We start from the raw sequence: 16,234 nt of genomic DNA, 5'->3' as shown, positions 1-16,234 counted from the left end.
CGCGGGAATCAAGCGCAGGGAAGTCCCCTTGACGGTGCGCTGCACGGCAAGGGGGGTGTTCACCGGTGCCTGAACTCCGGCTGGCGCTTCTCCGAGAATGCCGCCATGCCTTCCTTCTGGTCCTCGGTGGCGAAGAGCGAATGGAACAGCCGGCGCTCGAACAGCACGCCCTGCGCCAGCCCCGTCTCGAAGGACGCGTTGACGGCTTCCTTGGCCAGCATGGCCGCCGGCTTGGACTTGGACGCGATCACCGCGGCGGCTTTCAGCGCCTCCTCCACGGCATCGCCGGCGGGCACCACCCTGGCCACCAGCCCGGACCGCTCCGCCTCATCCGCATCGATGAACCGGCCAGTGAGAATCATGTCCATGGCCTTGGCCTTGCCCACAGCGCGGGTGAGCCGCTGGGAGCCGCCCATCCCCGGCAGCACCCCCAGGTTGATTTCCGGCTGGCCGAACTTGGCGTTGTCACCGGCGATGATGAAGTCGCACATCATGGCCAGTTCGCAGCCCCCGCCCAGGGCGAAGCCGGACACGGCGGCGATCAGCGGTATGCGCAGCCTGGTGAGGTCCTCCCACCCGCGGAACCAGTCGGCGTCGTACATCTCCATGTAGCCCTGGGAGGCCATTTCCTTGATGTCGGCCCCGGCGGCGAACGCCTTGCCCGACCCCGTGATCACCACGGCGCCCACGCCGGGGTCCGTGTCCATCGCAGACACGGCGGTTACGAGCTCATCCAGGGTCGCCTTGTTCAGCGCGTTCAGTGCCTCGGGCCTGTTCAGAGTTACAAGGCCAACGCGCCCGCGGCGCTCCACCAGAATATTGCCGTACTTCTGCGTCATGCATGCCCCTTAGGTGCTTGGTGATGAAAACATCAGACTACTGTCCGGATTTGTCCCGAATGTCGGTGATGATGCCGGAAAAGTCGCGGCCGGCGCCGCCCTCAGCGGAGAAAGCATCGTAGATTTCAGAGGCGAGCGGTCCCATCCGGGCAGCCACGCCCGTGCTTTGGACGGCATTCAGTGCCAGTTTCAGGTCCTTTGCCATCAGGGCACCGGCGAATCCGGGCTGATAGTCCCGGTTGGCCGGACTGGTGGGCACAGGTCCCGGGACCGGGCAGTACGTGGTGAGCGCCCAGCACTGGCCCGAAGCCGCGGAGGCGACGTCGAACAGGGCCTGATGCGTCAGCCCCAGCTTCTCGCCCAGGACGAATGCCTCGCTCACCGCGATCATGGACACGCCCAGGATGAGGTTGTTGCAGATCTTCGCCGCTTGGCCCGCGCCGTGCTCTCCGCACAGGACCGCCCGCTTGCCCATCACGTCCAGCATGGGCCGGACCGCCTCAAAGTCCTCCGGCAGCGCGCCCACCATGAACGTCAGCGTGCCGGCTTCGGCGCCGACAACGCCACCGGAGACCGGCGCGTCCACGGAGCGGTGCCCGGCGTCCAGGGCCAGCCTGGCCGCTTCCCTGGCCTCGTCCACGTTGATGGTGGAGCAGTCCAGGAACATGGTGTCCGCCCCGGCGGTGGCGAGCAGCCCGGGCTGCCCCTCGGTGCCGAGGTACGCGTCCAGCACATGCTGCCCGCTCGGGAACATCGTGAGCACAACGTCAGCCCCGGCGACGGCTTCGGCGGCGCTGGCGGCGACAGGTACGCCGTGCTCCCGCGCGGCCTCCACCGCCGCGGGCACGACGTCGAATCCGGTGACCGGATAGCCCGCTTTGACCAGGTTGACGGCCATGGGCCCGCCCATGTGACCCATCCCGAGGAAGGCGATATGTTCCTTCCTGGCCGCTTCCATCCTGGCCGCCGAATCGTCCGCCGTTCCCGCTACATCCGGTGTTGCATCGTCAGGCATGACCCGTCTCCTTCTCCAAAAGAACCAGCTCCCTGTCCCCCAACGGCGCAAAGTACCTCTCGACGTCGTCAGCGCGCACTTCCGCGAGGGTGCCCGGCCGCCAGTTCGGGTTGCGGTCCTTGTCCACCACCTGCGCGCGTATTCCCTCACGGAAGTTCGGGCCGGCCAGGCAGCGCAGTCCCACACGGTACTCCTGGGCGAGCGCTTCGTCGAGGCTCAGCCCCCTGACCCGGCGCAGCGATGCCAGTGTCACCTTGACTGCCGTGGGCGACTTCGCCTCAATGGTGTCCGCAGCCTCCGCGGCCTCCCCGCCCGCGGCACGTAGCCGCCGGACGATTTCCTCGGCGTCATCCGTGGCATAACAGGCGTCAATCCAGTGCCGCTGTGCCTCCAGTCCGGAGGCGGGGGCCTCATCGGAAAAACGCCCGACGGCGGCTTCCGCGGTTTCGTTTTCCAGCGCCGCTGCGAGGTCGGCGAGCCTTCCGGACGGAACGAAGTGGTCCGCGAGGCCCAGGAACAGCGCATCGGCGCCGCTCAGGTGTGCCCCTGTCAGGGCCGCGTGGGCGCCGGACTCCCCCGGCGAGCGCGAGAGCAGCAGCGTGCCGCCGACGTCGGGCACGAAGCCTATGGTGGTCTCGGGCATGCCCGTCCGGGTCCGCTCGGTGACGATGCGCACGGAGCCGTGGGCCGAGATGCCCACGCCGCCGCCCAGCACCAGCCCGTCCATGAACGCCACGTAGGGCTTCGGGTAGCGCGCGATGAGCGAATTCAGCCGGTATTCCGCCTCCCAGAAGCCGGCCGTTTCGTCCCCTCCCGCCAGCATGTCCCGGTAAATGGCCACGATGTCGCCGCCGGCGCACAATCCGCGCTCACCGGAACCCTGCACCAGAACGGCGGCCACGCCGTCGTCGTCCGACCAGGCGGTCAGCTGATCCAGCATCGCCGACACCATCCCCGCGGTGAGCGCGTTGACCGCCTTGGGCCGGTTCAACGTCACCACACCGAGGTGGCCGCGCCGTTCGAACAGCACTTCTTCGGGCGTGGCTTCCTCGGGAACTGCGTCCCCAGGAACTGCGTCTGCGGGGCTGGCGTCAGGGGATGATCCGGTCATCAGCTTCCTTCCGGCATGATGAAACTGGCGCCCTGACGGATGCCCGAAGGCCAGCGGGTGGTCACTGTCTTGGTCTTGGTGTAGAAGCGGAAAGCATCGGCGCCGTGCTGGTTGAGGTCCCCGAAGCCGGAGGATTTCCAGCCGCCGAAAGTGTAGTAGGCGATGGGCACCGGAATGGGAACGTTGACTCCCACCATGCCCACCTGCACGCGGCTGGCGAAGTCGCGGGCGGCATCGCCGTCGCGCGTGAAGATGGCCACGCCGTTGCCGAACTCGTGCTCGCTGCAAAGCCGCAGGGCTTCGTCGTAGTCGGCCGCGCGGAGGACGCTCAGCACGGGGCCGAAGATCTCCTCCTTGTAGATCTTCATGTCCTTGGTGACGTTGTCGAAGAGCGTGGGGCCCACCCAGAAGCCGCCCTCATACCCTTCCACGGTGAGGCCGCGGCCGTCAGTCACCAGGGTGGCGCCGTCGTCGACGCCGGACTGGATATACCCCTCGATCCGCTCCTTCGCGGCGGCCGCCACGACGGGCCCGAAGTCGGAATCCTTGTCCAGGCTGTGGCCTACCTTCAGTCCCTTGATCCTTTCCTGGAGCCGTGAGACGAGCCTGTCCGCAGTGTCCTCCCCCACGGGAACAGCCACCGAGATGGCCATACAGCGTTCGCCTGCGGAACCGTACCCCGCGCCGATCAGGGCGTCCGCGGCCATGTCGAGGTCCGCGTCCGGCATGATCACCATGTGGTTTTTGGCGCCGCCGAAGCACTGCGCCCGCTTGCCGTGGGCGGCGGCCGTGGCATAGATGTACTGGGCAATCGGCGTGGACCCCACGAAGCCGATCGCCTTGACGCGGCGGTCCTCAAGGAGCGCGTCCACTGCTTCCTTGTCCCCGTTGACCACGTTGAACACGCCGTCCGGCACGCCCGCCTCGGTGAAGAGCTCGGCCAGGCGAAGGGGCACGGAGGGATCCCGCTCGGAGGGCTTAAGGATGAAGGCGTTGCCCGCAGCCAGCGCGGGACCGGACTTCCAGAGCGGGATCATGGCGGGGAAGTTGAACGGCGTAATGCCCGCCACCACGCCCAGCGGCTGGCGCATGGAATGAACGTCAATGCCCGAACCAGCGTCGTCCGAAAACTCACCCTTGAGCAGATGCGGCGCTCCGGCGGCGAACTCCACCACCTCGATGCCGCGTTGGATGTCCCCCTTGGCATCCGGAACGGTCTTGCCGTGCTCAGAGGAGAGGAGCCTGGCCAGCTCGTCCAAGTGCTCGTTCACGAGGTCCACAAACTTAAGCAGGATCCGGCCGCGGCGCTGCGGGTTCATGGCGCCCCACTCCAGCTGGGCCTTTTCCGCGCTGGAGATGATGTTCCGGACCTCCTCCGCGCTGGCCAGCGGAAGCTTGGCCTGGACCTCGCCCGTGCAGGGGTCATAGACGTCGCTGAATCTCCCGGAGGTTCCCTCGACCCTCCGGCCGTCAACGTAGTGGGACAGTTCGCGCACCATGGTGGAATGCTCCTTTGCATGTGACCTGGGTCATCTTGGAGCTGAATATACTCGGACTTCCTACTAAATTCCAGAGTCCAGGAATGCGGGACGGGCACCCCGGCACCCAACCGCCACCATCCGTCCAGGGCCTAAGTTCGGTAAGTTAGGAACTGTGAAGATTGCTACCTGGAATGTGAACTCGCTCCGTGCCCGCGCCGACCGTGTGGAGGCTTGGCTGCAGCGCACTGACTGCGATGTCCTGGCCATCCAGGAAACGAAGTGCAAGGACGACAACTTTCCGTGGGAGCTGTTCGAACGGATGGGCTACGAGGTGGCGCACTACGGCGTCAACCAGTGGAACGGCGTGGCGATTGCCTCCCGGGTGGGCCTCGAGGACGTCGAGCGCGCCTTCGTGGACCAGCCGGTGTTCGGCAAGGCGGGCAAGGACCCCATCCAGGAAGCCCGCGCCATGGCGGCCACCTGCGGCGGAGTCCGGATCTGGAGCCTGTACGTCCCCAACGGCCGCGCCCTCGACGACGAGCACATGCCGTACAAGCTCGAGTGGCTGGACGCCCTCAAGAACCATGCCGCCGGCTGGGTCTCCGAGAGCCCCGAGGCCCAGATCGCCCTGATGGGCGACTGGAACATCGCGCCCACGGACGACGACGTCTGGGACATCGACATGTTCCTCGCCCAGGGCCTCACCCACGTCAGCGAGCCCGAGCGCGCCGCGTTCCGCGCCTTCGAAGCCGTCGGCTACTCCGACGTCGTGCGCCCCCACACCCCGGGTCCGGGCGTCTACACCTACTGGGACTACACGCAGCTGCGCTTCCCGAAGAAGGAAGGCATGCGGATCGACTTCATCCTGGCCTCCCCTGCCCTTGCGGCCCGTGTCACCGGCGCCTCAATCGACCGCGAGGAACGCAAGGGCAAGGGCGCCTCTGACCACGCGCCGGTAATCGTGGAACTGGCCGACTGATGGGGACTCAACGCCGATGACAGGCAGGCACTCATGACGGGAAACCTTTACCGGGGGCAGGCCGGGCTGCCGTTCTCGTCCACGCTCCGGGTCTACGAACCGCTGGAGGCTTTCCCGGAAGACCAGCGAGCCGGCCTCAAAGCCGCAGGCAAGCGGGCAGTTTCGCGCGCCGCGGTCGAAAACGCCGAGCTGCTGGCCTCGCTGGGCCGGATCACGCGGCCCGGCGGAGATCCGTTCCCCACGGGACGGACAGATCTGGTGCGTGTCACCCGGGCGCCGGGTTTTCCGGTCGGGGACGACGCCACGAAGGACCCTGCCGGCGGGGAAACGTCCGACGGCGCCGCCCTGCTGTACTGCCCCAGCCAGCTTGTGCTGCGGGCCGGGCTGGCTGCCAACGCGCTCATGGAAGGAATCCACGGCCCTCTGGCCGAATTGCTGATACCCGAGGAGCAGCGGGACCGGCACCAGGAACGGATCGACCAGGTCAACGCCCGCGATGGCATTACCCGGGTGCACACCCGGGCTTCCACCTGGGGAATCCCCTTCAGCTGGTTCTCGCTGTTCCTGGAGTCTGACCCGCAGGACGTGGTGGAGGCCGGCGGCAGGATCCTCACCGTCCGGGTGTGGGCGCCCATAGCCGAGGCGCTGGACAGGGTGCGCTACGCGGTGGCCAACCTGGCCCTGGCGGCGCCCGACCTGGACATGCTGGATGACCTGACCCAGCTCACCGAATGGCTGGAGCTGTTCCATGCGGATTCCATGGTGGAACTGGACTATGGGGCCGTGGCGGACAAGGTCTACCCGGACGACTCCCCCATGGACGTGCGCCTGGGGATCGAGTGCCTCGCCGAGGGCGACATGACCGGCGCGGCCGCCGCCTACCGCAGGCTCGCCTCGCGCTGGATCCCCATCCGCCAGCTGGCGCGCGCTTCCTGACCCGGTTTCCTGACCCGGTTTCCTTGCGGACGCCGGCCGCTGGAGGTCCCCCACCGGCGGACCGGCGGCCGGTTCCCCGGCCCGCTATGCGCGCGGCGGCGCCGTCGTGCGTCTGACGATGAGTTTGTGGGGCGCGACGGCGGAATGCACGGAGCCGGCGATCCCCACCAATTCGTCCAGTAGCATTTTCGTGGCCAGTTCGGCCTGTTCGTCCGGCCGCTGGCCCACGGTGGTAAGGCCCAAGGCGTCGGAGAAATCGTGGTCGTCGATCCCGATCACGGACAGGTCCTCGGGAATCCGGACACCCACGCGGTTCGCTTCGAAGATGACCCCCATGGCCATTTCGTCGGAGGCACAGAAGATGGCGGTCGGCTTGGATCCCGGCTGGCCCCACAGCCGCCGGAACGCCTCCTGGCCGCTGCGGAGGGTGAAGTCGCCCCACTCGTCCCACTCCGGACGGACCTCTAGTCCCGCCGCAGTCATCACGTCCTGGAAGGCCAGGATGCGGACGCGCGGGACATCGAAGTTAAGGTCCGTTTCGTCGTCCCCGTGGAGCAGGGCAATATCGCGGTGGCCGAGGTCGATCAGGTGCTTGACGGCAGTGGAGGCGGCAGCGTAGTCGTCGATGCCGATGTAGGCGCATTCCTCCACATGCCCGCCCACCACCACCAGCGGGATCTCGATCTTCTGCAGGTGTTCCAGTTCCTCGTGCGTGAGCGCCATACACAGGACCAGCAGGGCGTCTATCTGCTTGTAGACCATGGTCTTGCTGAAGAGCCGCTCGCGGTGGCTGCCGTGGCCCCCCAGGTTGAACAGGGACAGGTTGTACTGGCGCGCGTGGAGTTCGCGGTCGGCGCCCTCGATGGCTTTCGAGAAGAACCAGCGGCTCACAAAGGGCGCCAGCACACCGATGGTCTTGGTGCGGCCGGTGGCCAGGCCCGACGCCGACGACGACGCCACGTACCCCAGGGCACTGGCCACTTCGAGAATTTTTTCCCGAGTGGCCGGGGAAACCCTGGGCAGGCCGCGCACGGCGCGGGACACGGTTGCCGTGGACACTCCGGCTGCCGCGGCCACGTCCTCGATGCTTACTCCGGAGTGGCCGCCGCGCTGTGCCCGGTCAGTTGTGCGCGCCACGGTATCCCCTCAAAGCCCCTATGCAGATTTCCGCCATGATGTTCTCCCAGCGGCAACAAACCATTTTAGTCTGGCCGCGCTCAGCTGCGGCGCGTAGCCGTGCGTGCGGGAAGGCGCCTGCGCAGCCTGATCATCCCGTACAGCGCCAAGAGCGTGGCCAGCAGGCCCAGCGCCCACCCGAGTGCCGGCTGGGCGGTGAGCTCCATCCAGACCGTAACGACGAGCAGCACCACTGCCCAGAAGCCGAGGAATCCGATGATGATGTCGAAGTCCTCGCCGGAGCGGACCCGCTTATGCCCGATCCCGGCTGCCGGCTTCTTGCCCTGCGGTGCTGCTCCGTCCGTCATTTGACTGCGCCTGCCGTCAGCCCGGCCACGATCTTGCGCTGGAACACCAGCACCACGATGACCAGCGGAATAGTGACGATGGTACCGGCCGCCATGATGGCCGTGTACGGGATCTGCTGCGGCTGCGCCCCGGCGAAGTTGGCGATAGCCACCGTTACCGGCTGGGTTGCATCACTTGACAACTGGCTGGCAATCAGGAATTCGTTCCAAGAGGAAATGAACGCCAGGATGGCCGTGGTGAAGATGGCCGGCGCCGCCAGCGGCATGATCACCTTCCTGAACGCCTGTCCCTGCGTGCACCCGTCAACCCGGGCCGATTCCTCAAGTTCCCACGGCATTTCGCGGAAGAAGGAGGTCATGGTGTAGACGGTCAGCGGCAGTACGAACGAGATATTCGGGATGATCAGGGCCTGGTACGTGCCCATCCAGCCGATATTGGTGAACAGCTGGAACAGCGGGGTGATGAGCGCGACGCCCGGAAACATCGAGGCGCCCAAGATGAAGCCCAGCACCAGGAACTTGAACTTGAAGTTCAGCCGGGCCAGCGCATACGCGGCAAAAACGCCGATCAGCAGCGAGACGGCAGTGACCACCACGCCGATGAACACGCTGTTCAGCAGGGCCTGACCGAACCTGTTGCCAAATGACGTGTCGAACGCCGTGATGAAGTTATCCAGGGTGACATGGGTGGGGAAAAACGAGGTGTCGTACGTGAAGCCGACCTCGCGGAAGGCCACTACGACCATCCAGTACGCCGGCGCCAGGCACCAAATCAGGATCACTAACGCACTGATGTACGTGCGGGCCTGCGCCCATTTTTCCCGGTTCTGCGCCGCCTTGCGGCCTCGGTCCTGCTGCGCACGCAGTTCGGTTGTCGCGGCGGTCATTTCTTCCCCTTAGCGCTGGCGCCGCTTTGCTCCACGACGTTCGCGCCGAGGAAACGCACAAAGATGAAAGCGACAAGAAAGATGATGAAGAAGGTGATGGTGGACAGCGCGGCCGCCGCGTTGAACCCCTGGCGGACCTGATTGATCACCAGAATGGACAGCGTGGTGGTGTTGTTCGCGCCGCCCGTCAGGATGTACGGAAGGTCGAACATGCGCAGCGCATCCAAAGTACGGAACAGGATGGCCACCATCAGCGCTGGCTTTACCAGCGGCAGCGTGATCATCCGGAACCGTTGCCAGGCGGAGGCGCCGTCGACCTTAGCTGCCTCGTAGACCTCGGCGGGGATGATCTGCAGGCCCGCGAGGATCAGCAGTGCCATGAACGGCGTGGTCTTCCAGGTGTCGGCGATGATGACCGCCCACCTGGCAGGCCACTCGCTGCCAGTCCATAGGATGGACGCGTTGAAGATCTTGTTGGCAATGCCCTGGAAGTCGAAGATGAACAGCCACAGCTGCGCCGTCACCGCCGTGGGGATGGCCCACGGCACCAGAACCGCTGCGCGCACCAAGCTGCGGCCCTTGAAGGTCCGCGCCATGATCATGGCCATCCAAAACCCCATCACGGTTTCAAGCGTGACGGTGATGACGGTGAAGATAAACGTCGTAGCGGTGGCGGACCAGAACTGGCCGCCGAGGGTGCCGGGCGGGCAGGCGACCGTGCCGCCGGCGGGGGCGGCGCACTGCTGCGCGATCCAGTTCACATAGTTCTGCAGGCCTGCAGAGCCGCCTGCGGTAAACAGGCCGGTGGCAGGATCCAGGCCGGCATCCTTCTGGAAGGACATCACGATGGCACTGATGATCGGATAAACGATCACCACGGCAAGCGCAATGATGGTGGGGGCAAGAAGCCAAGAGGCCCACCTGCCTTGGCTGAGGATCTTGTTATCCTCGCCCACGCCCTTGGGCGCATGGTGTACGGGGGTACCGCCCGACGCCGGTGCCTTGACCGGCGTCGGGCCTAATTCGGTTGCCATGGCTGGGCCTACGATCCTGCACCGGCGGATTCGATGGACTTCTGCATGTCAGACAATGCCTGATCCACGGACTTCTCGCCTTTCAGTGCCGAGTAGGAGTTTGTCTGGATGGCCTGCGTTACGGCCGGGTAGAACGGAGTGACCGGGCGGGGCACAGCGTTCGAGATGGAGGTCTTCAGGACCGGCAGGTACGGAAGCTTCTTCACCAGTGCGGCGTCGTCATAGAGCTTGGACAGCACCGGTGCAAGCGATCCCTGGATGGCGTAGAACTTCTGATTTTCCTCCGAAGCGATGTATTTGATGAAATCCACCGCCGTGGCCTTGTACTTCGAGTACACACTGATGCCCGCACTGTGGCCGCCGAGGCTCGACGCACCGGGGCCATCCTTGCCCGGAAGCGGGGCCACGGCGAACTTGTCTTTCACCTTCGACGAACCTTCACTTGACATGAGGCTGTGCGCATAAGGCCAGTTGCGCAGGAAGAGCAGGTTGCCGGTCTGGAAGGCTCGGCGGCTTTCCTCTTCCTGGTAGGTGATGGCTTCCTTCGGGATGTTTCCGTCCGAGAAGGCCTTAACGAGGTTCTCCAAGCCCGCCTTGGCCTCGGGAGTGTTCAAGCTGGGCTTGCCGTCCTTGTCCAGCACTGAGCCGCCGGCCGAGTTGATCGCTTCCGAGGCGTTGACAGTGAGGCCCTCGTACTGCTTGTACTGGCCCGAGAAGCAGCCGATCTTGTTCTCCTTGGCAATGGAGCACATCTGCATCATTTCGTCCCATGTCTTGGGCGGGGTGGGCACAAGGTCCTTGCGGTAGTAGAGCATGCCACCGTCAGATTCCTTAGGTGTTGCGTAAAGCGTTCCCTTGTACGTTGCAGCGTCAACAGTCGGCTTGAGCATGGCGGACGTATCGATCGCCACTTTATCCTTGAGTGGCTGCAGCCAGCCCTTGGCCGCGAACTCTGCCGTCCAGACGACGTCGACACTCACTACGTCGTAGTTGGGATCCTTGGCCTGGAAGTGCTGAACCAGGTCGTCGTGCTGCTGGTCAGCCTTGTCCGTCTGCTCCTTGAAGGTAACCTTCTCGTTGGGGTGCGCCGCGTTCCATTTTGCGATCATGGGGCGGACCACGCTGTTGTTGTCCTTGCCCTGCACGTACGTGATGGGCCCGCGCCCGTCAAGCCCCGCTTCGGCGTCGCCGCCGCCTGCCGTGGTGCCGCCTCCGCCGCCGCCACCACAGGCGGAGAGCGTCAGGGCGAGAATGCCGGCAGTTGCTACCGGGAGTAAGAACTTCGGGGTTTTCATTGGCTGGAGACTCCTCGCTGAGTGACAAGAAAAAAACATGGTGCGGTTGATGTGGTGACAGTCACACTAGTAACGTTGCGATGAGAAATGCAAGCGTTTACACCTAATTGTTACCGGAGAGGCAACTATGACCCACCGCCCTATTGCAACGCCCGGTTCGGACATCGCGGCGTGGTGGGCCAGCGCCGTCGTCTATCAGATCTACCCCCGCTCTTTCGCTGACGCCAACGGGGACGGAATGGGCGATCTCCTCGGTGTGACGGCGCGGTTGCCGTACCTTCAGCGGCTCGGTGTGGACGCGATCTGGTTGTCCCCGTTCTACAAATCTCCCCAGGCAGATGCCGGCTATGACGTTGCCGACTACCGCCAGGTGGACCCCATGTTTGGCCGGCTGGCTGACTTCGACGGCATGTTGCGGAAAGCTCACAGCTTGGGCCTCAAGGTAATCGTGGACCTGGTGCCGAACCACACTTCTGATGAACACGTCTGGTTCCAGCAGGCTCTGGCGGCGGCGCCCGGCTCGGCCGAGCGGGAACGCTACATGTTCAGGCCCGGGAAGGACCAGGTGGCGGCTTCCGGCGACGGAAACCTGGCGCCGAACAACTGGAAATCAATCTTCGGCGGCCCGGCGTGGACGCGGACCACAAATCCGGACGGATCTTCCGGCGACTGGTACCTGCACCTTTTCGACACCAAGCAGCCCGATCTGAACTGGGAGAACCCGGAAGTCCAGGAGGAGATGCGCTCCGTGCTGCGGTTCTGGCTGGACCGCGGAGTGGACGGCTTCCGCGTGGACGTGGCGCATGGCATGGTCAAGGAGGCCGGGCTCCCGGACTGGGACGGTGTGGCCGCCATGGTGGAGGGTTCGGCCGACGCCGGGCACCTGCCGGATGCACCGGGGGCCCACACTGAGGCGGTGGAACCGCACACGGCCCACCATTCCTATGACGGCGACGTTCACTCCGGAAACGAAGGCGGGCACCAGCCAGTATCACCGCTGCACCCGCCGTCGCCCTTCTTTGACCAGGACGGCGTGCATGAGATCTACCGCGACTGGAACCGCGTGCTGGCCGAGTACGACGGTGACCGGATGCTAGTGGCCGAGGCCTGGGTGGAACCAGCGGAACGCCTTGCACGGTACATCCGCAAGGACGAGATGCAGCAGGCCTTCAACTTCGATTTCCTCCTGGCCGGCTGGGACGCCCAGCGCATGGCCGTTGCCATCGAAGATTCCCTGGAGGCGGCCGCTTCGGTGGAGGCACCGTCAACATGGGTCCTGAGCAACCACGACACCGTGCGCCACACCAGCCGGTTCGGCCTGGCGGACCCCACCACCTTCCCGAAGGGCATTGCGGCGGAGGACGAGCAGCCGGGTGCCGGGCTGGGCCTGGCCCGCGCCCGCGCCGCCACCTTGGTGTCCTTTGCGCTTCCGGGTTCGGCCTACGTGTACCAGGGCGAGGAGCTGGGCCTGCCCGAGCACACCACACTGCCGGCTGGGGCCCGCCAGGACCCGACATTTTTCCGCACCAACGGCATTGAGCGCGGACGCGACGGGTGCCGCGTGCCGCTGCCGTGGAAGTCCGGCGAGCCCGGCTACGGCTTCGCCGACGCCCACACCGGCGGCCTTTCGTCCGACGGCGTTTCGTCCGACGGCGGGTCGGGTCACCTAGCGCCTGCAGCCCCATGGCTGCCGCAACCCGAGTCGTTCGGGGAACTGGCCGCGGACCGGCAGGACGGCGTCGAGGGTTCAACACTGGAGCTGTACCGCTCGGCGCTGTCGCTGCGCAAGAGCCACGGCCTGGGTTCCGGTTCGTTCTGCTGGGCCGACATGCACGATCCCGAACTGGGCGTCCTGGCCTTCCAGAACCGTGACGTCCTGGTGATCGCCAACATGGGGACTGCGCCGACTCCGGTGCCTGACGGTTACCGGGTGGAGCTTTCGAGTGCCGCAGGTGCCGGCGCCGCCGAGCCGGCCTTCGCCGAACCGGCCATTGTCGGGGCGGCCACCGGAACGACCGGGTCACGCGCGACCGCGTCGGAGTCCGGAGCCCTGGCTGGTGGAACCGTCGCGGAAGGAGCCCCGACGGAGGGCGCGGGCGGTGCCCTGCGTAGGGTCTTGGCGGATACCGCCGTGATTGCGCCCAACACAGCCGCGTACCTCGTGGCCGGATAGCCCGGCGTTCCGCACCAGCCGGGGAGACCGGCACCAGGCCTGCCGCGCTGCTATCTGACTGAGGCGCGGGGACTGAAACCTGAATAGCCGGCCGGGAGCTAACCCGCGCTGTGGCCTTAACTAACGGAGCGCTGCGTCCCGAAAAGAACGCAGAGCTCCGTGGCGCATCGGTCAGAGCCGTGGGGCGCGGCGGGCCCGGTTGTGGCTAGTTGCCGCCCTTGAAGAGGCCGGCGATCTTAGCTCCGAGGCCCTTGACGTTCTCGGTAACGCCTCCCGCGATTTCCTTGGCGTTCCCGGCCACGTCACTGGCAAGTTCCTTGGCGTTGTCCGCAACATCTCCGGAGAGGAATTCTTTGACATTTTCCGTGGCCTGGCCGGCGAATTCCTTGGCGTGGCCGGCCGCCTCGCCGGCGAAATCCTTCACATTTTCGGCTGCCTCACCGGCGAATTCCTTGGCGTGGCCAACCGCGTTTTCGAGTCCGTCCTTGGCAGCCTGGTTTCCTGTTACTTCATCGCTCACAGTGTTCTCCTTGTCGACGGGCTTGGCCGGGGCGATGGCCCCGGTCAGGGCAGTGGCGTCCGCGGAGCAGCCGCCGGCCCTCGTGTTTCAACCTAGGGCCTTGATGTTCCCGGGGCCAAAACCGTCCGGCCATGACGCGTCATGAGGCAAGGAACGCTAGATCAGCGGACGCGCTCCGCACGGCTGAAGCGGGAGCGGGCACCCGCGGCGATGTGCACCAGCGCCGGCGTCCGCTGGCCCACCACGGCTTCCAGTGCGGCCACCAGTGCCGAGGTCTCCGCGGCGAGAACCTGCGGCGGCACTCCCGGCCTTGGGTGCAGGCGGATCCTCAGGGCAGGCTGGCCGCGGACCTCGTATGTGGCAACTGTGGCTCCCGCGATGTCGGGACGTTCAGCCAGCGCGTTCTTCAACGCCTGTTCGGCCACTCCGCCTCCGATCCGTATGTCGCCGGGAACACCGCCGGGATCCTCGGCGGCCAGCAGGAGGTCTGCGCGGCCCTTTCCTTGCTGGGCGACCCAGGCCACCATCAGACCGATAAGGACAACCAGGACCAGTGCCAGGACGATCCAAAGCCAGCTTTCCGTCCGTCCCGGGAACCGCGTGCCCTCAAACATGCGGTTGGCGTCGTCCCACACGCTCCGGGACCAGGATTGCCACCACGTCCCGACTGCGGGAACAGTGGCCAGCAGCATAAGCAGGACGCCCACCGCCAGCAGCTTGAATCCCAGGATCCCGATGAGGATCCGGTTGAGCATCCTTGGCGTGCTGTTCAAGCGCCGATCACCCCCGACGTCGCAAGATTGATGCGTACCTGGGGCATGGGAGCCGGTGCCATGGAACGCAGTTCGTCCTCGACCGCCTCACGGATTGCGTTCTCGCTGACCGGCACCCCGGACGTGGGGCGGACGTTCACTATTGCCTGCCGCTGGGACACCACCACCATGACCTGCTCCTGGGTGACGTTCGCCGCCAGTCGGGCGCGGCGGGCAAGGGCCGAGGCGATGACTTCGTCATCAACCACCACGGCGATGTGCCGGTCCTCAAGCAAGTGCCGGGCCCGGCGGCCCGGCAGGATGGCGCTGAGGAAGAAGAACAGGCCCGCCGCCGCGGTCACGGCCCCGATGGCACCCAAGAGGAGGGGCGGAATTCCGGCCGGGAGCGACGCAATCCGTTCCGCCGCCGTTTGGGGATCGATAAGCCAGGGCGGCTGGCCGATGGCGCGCACGGCGGACTCGAGGAGGGCGTAAAGGCAGAGGAGAACCACCAGGGCAGCGGCGAGCCCTGCCGCTGCCGCACGGGACGAATGCGTCTCCCGGTGCAGGACCCTCTTCATGTCGAACGAGGCGGCATGCGCCGGACCGGGCGCGCCCTCACCTGGTTCTTCGCCTGCTTCGTCCTGCTGTTCAATGACGGAACTCAACGAACCCGGCCCCTCTCCGTGACGTGCGCCCCGCTGATGCGGATGTCCACCCTGCTCAACCGGGCACCGCTGAGTTCGGTGACCTTGGTAAGGATGTCGGATTTGGCGGAGACGGCCCTCTCCCAGATGGATCCGCCGAACACAGCGACACGTTCCGGATCACGGAGAACGGCGGTCAAGCCGGGGATTTTGATAGGCGTGACGAGGGACAAAGCCAGCAGGCCGTCGTCGTCCGACCACTCTGCGCGCACGTCATGGGCCGGGACGCCCAGGGATTCGGCGGCGGCGGCCTTGGCCAGGCTGGTGAGGGCCTGGGTGCTGATCCGGTTGTGCCCGCTGTACAGCAGGCTCGGTGTGGCTGCTTCGGCTGCCTGGCTCATGATGAGGAGCGCCGGCCGCTCAGGGCGTCGATGACGCTGCGAAGGTCCAGTTTCCCTTCTGCGGCGCGGCCCAAGAGGGCACCTATGCCCATGAATAACAGAGACACCAGGAAACCCCACCAGCCGAACTGGAATGACATGAACGCCATGAACGCACCTATTGCGATGCCAACCACCGTCAGGCTCACAGGACCGCCTCCCTTTCATTCACAGCCGGCGCCCCCGCGGGTTTCGGCGGCGGCGCTATGTAGACGTCGTTGATTTCGACGTTCACTTCGATGACCTGCAGGCCAACGAGTTTTTCGACCGCCGCATAGACGGCCGCGCGGACCTGGTTGGCCAGGGAATGCAACGGCGTGCCATAGGCCGCCACCAGCGTGATGTCGACGGCAACCTGGGTCTCGCCGACCTCGGCGTGAACACCAGCGGCATGGTCCGAGCTGCCCACGGCGTCGCGGATGGCGCCCAGCGCCCGTGAGGAGCCCGTTCCCAAGGAATACACTCCGGGCACGGCGCGGGCGGCAATTCCCGCGACCTTGGCCACTGCCGTCTCCGAGATGATGGTGCGGCCGCTGGCCGCGGGCTGGCTCACGGCCGCCTCCGCGCGGACTCCGGCGGACGGTTGTGGGTTCTGGTATTCCATCAGGCGCTCCCCTTCTGTTGAACACAACCCTATCCCT

General features: G+C 65.9%; 18 protein-coding genes. 3 read left to right on the top strand and 15 right to left on the bottom strand.

The features are described 5' to 3' along the window. Window positions 1–59: 59 nt before the first annotated feature. Genes J7I89_RS09250 through J7I89_RS09235 form a run of 4 tightly spaced genes read right to left on the bottom strand, consistent with a single transcriptional unit; the run spans window position 60 to window position 4,464 of the window. Complete coding sequence (locus J7I89_RS09250; RefSeq protein WP_214969321.1) at window positions 60–839, bottom strand: enoyl-CoA hydratase; 780 nt, start codon at window positions 837–839, stop codon at window positions 60–62. Window positions 840–876: 37 nt separating this feature from the next. Continuing rightward, window positions 877–1,797 carry a 3-hydroxyisobutyrate dehydrogenase gene (gene mmsB, locus J7I89_RS09245; RefSeq protein ID WP_214969590.1) on the bottom strand — a complete coding sequence of 307 codons (921 nt, stop codon included), beginning with the start codon at window positions 1,795–1,797 and terminating at the stop codon, window positions 877–879. A gap of 49 nt (window positions 1,798–1,846) precedes the next feature. Next, entirely contained in the window at window positions 1,847–2,965 is a 1,119-nt protein-coding gene (locus J7I89_RS09240) for an enoyl-CoA hydratase/isomerase family protein (protein ID WP_214969319.1), read from the bottom strand. Beyond that, window positions 2,965–4,464 carry a CoA-acylating methylmalonate-semialdehyde dehydrogenase gene (locus J7I89_RS09235; protein WP_214969317.1) on the bottom strand — a complete coding sequence of 500 codons (1,500 nt, stop codon included), beginning with the start codon at window positions 4,462–4,464 and terminating at the stop codon, window positions 2,965–2,967. Before J7I89_RS09235 ends, J7I89_RS09240 begins: the two co-directional genes overlap by 1 nt. Window positions 4,465–4,618: 154 nt before the next feature. Between J7I89_RS09235 and J7I89_RS09230 the strand changes: the two genes are divergently transcribed. Then, window positions 4,619–5,425 (top strand): exodeoxyribonuclease III, encoded by an 807-nt coding sequence (locus tag J7I89_RS09230; protein WP_214969316.1) that lies wholly within the window; start codon window positions 4,619–4,621, stop codon window positions 5,423–5,425. 33 nt (window positions 5,426–5,458) lie between these two features. Beyond that, a complete protein-coding gene (locus tag J7I89_RS09225; RefSeq protein WP_214969314.1) occupies window positions 5,459–6,361 on the top strand; it encodes a hypothetical protein in 903 nt (300 codons plus the stop codon). An 84-nt stretch (window positions 6,362–6,445) separates the two neighbouring features. Here J7I89_RS09225 and J7I89_RS09220 read toward each other — a convergent pair whose 3' ends face one another. The 5 genes from J7I89_RS09220 to J7I89_RS09200 all read right to left on the bottom strand — a co-directional run bounded on the left by J7I89_RS09220 (window position 6,446) and on the right by J7I89_RS09200 (window position 11,061). Then, window positions 6,446–7,498, bottom strand: coding sequence for a LacI family DNA-binding transcriptional regulator (locus J7I89_RS09220; protein ID WP_214969312.1), 1,053 nt, complete (start codon window positions 7,496–7,498; stop codon window positions 6,446–6,448). A gap of 80 nt (window positions 7,499–7,578) precedes the next feature. After that, window positions 7,579–7,845, bottom strand: a complete 267-nt coding sequence (locus J7I89_RS09215) for a hypothetical protein (RefSeq protein WP_214969310.1) — start codon at window positions 7,843–7,845, stop codon at window positions 7,579–7,581. After that, window positions 7,842–8,732 (bottom strand): carbohydrate ABC transporter permease, encoded by an 891-nt coding sequence (locus J7I89_RS09210; RefSeq protein ID WP_214969308.1) that lies wholly within the window; start codon window positions 8,730–8,732, stop codon window positions 7,842–7,844. The genes J7I89_RS09215 and J7I89_RS09210 overlap by 4 nt, the downstream gene beginning before the upstream one ends. Then, window positions 8,729–9,766, bottom strand: a complete 1,038-nt coding sequence (locus J7I89_RS09205; RefSeq protein ID WP_214969306.1) for a carbohydrate ABC transporter permease — start codon at window positions 9,764–9,766, stop codon at window positions 8,729–8,731. Before J7I89_RS09205 ends, J7I89_RS09210 begins: the two co-directional genes overlap by 4 nt. An 8-nt stretch (window positions 9,767–9,774) precedes the next feature. Beyond that, a complete protein-coding gene (locus tag J7I89_RS09200) occupies window positions 9,775–11,061 on the bottom strand; it encodes an ABC transporter substrate-binding protein (RefSeq protein ID WP_214969304.1) in 1,287 nt (428 codons plus the stop codon). A gap of 127 nt (window positions 11,062–11,188) precedes the next feature. Between J7I89_RS09200 and J7I89_RS09195 the strand changes: the two genes are divergently transcribed. After that, window positions 11,189–13,234 carry a glycoside hydrolase family 13 protein gene (locus J7I89_RS09195; protein ID WP_251045102.1) on the top strand — a complete coding sequence of 682 codons (2,046 nt, stop codon included), beginning with the start codon at window positions 11,189–11,191 and terminating at the stop codon, window positions 13,232–13,234. A 205-nt stretch (window positions 13,235–13,439) separates the two neighbouring features. Here the strand turns inward: J7I89_RS09195 and J7I89_RS09190 are convergent, their stop codons facing one another. The 6 genes from J7I89_RS09190 to J7I89_RS09165 form a co-directional block, all read right to left on the bottom strand. Beyond that, entirely contained in the window at window positions 13,440–13,754 is a 315-nt protein-coding gene (locus J7I89_RS09190; RefSeq protein WP_214969302.1) for a hypothetical protein, read from the bottom strand. Window positions 13,755–13,915: 161 nt separating this feature from the next. After that, the gene (locus J7I89_RS09185) at window positions 13,916–14,527 is read right to left on the bottom strand and encodes a hypothetical protein (RefSeq protein ID WP_214969301.1); all 612 of its coding nucleotides are present in this window, start codon (window positions 14,525–14,527) and stop codon (window positions 13,916–13,918) included. After that, window positions 14,524–15,087 (bottom strand): DUF6286 domain-containing protein, encoded by a 564-nt coding sequence (locus tag J7I89_RS09180; RefSeq protein ID WP_251045118.1) that lies wholly within the window; start codon window positions 15,085–15,087, stop codon window positions 14,524–14,526. The genes J7I89_RS09185 and J7I89_RS09180 overlap by 4 nt, the downstream gene beginning before the upstream one ends. Before the next feature lie 83 nt (window positions 15,088–15,170). Then, window positions 15,171–15,554 carry a hypothetical protein gene (locus J7I89_RS09175; protein WP_214969297.1) on the bottom strand — a complete coding sequence of 128 codons (384 nt, stop codon included), beginning with the start codon at window positions 15,552–15,554 and terminating at the stop codon, window positions 15,171–15,173. Beyond that, complete coding sequence (locus tag J7I89_RS09170) at window positions 15,551–15,742, bottom strand: hypothetical protein (protein WP_214969295.1); 192 nt, start codon at window positions 15,740–15,742, stop codon at window positions 15,551–15,553. Before J7I89_RS09170 ends, J7I89_RS09175 begins: the two co-directional genes overlap by 4 nt. Further along, window positions 15,739–16,197: an Asp23/Gls24 family envelope stress response protein gene (locus J7I89_RS09165; protein WP_214969293.1), complete on the bottom strand. Its 459-nt coding sequence runs from the start codon at window positions 16,195–16,197 to the stop codon at window positions 15,739–15,741. Before J7I89_RS09165 ends, J7I89_RS09170 begins: the two co-directional genes overlap by 4 nt. Window positions 16,198–16,234 lie beyond the last annotated feature (37 nt).

This window comes from Arthrobacter sp. ISL-5, from assembly GCF_018613835.1.
Lineage (GTDB): Bacteria > Actinomycetota > Actinomycetes > Actinomycetales > Micrococcaceae > Arthrobacter.
The sequence above is the reverse complement of the archived record's forward strand: the minus strand, read 5'-3'. Positions and strand labels throughout refer to the sequence as shown.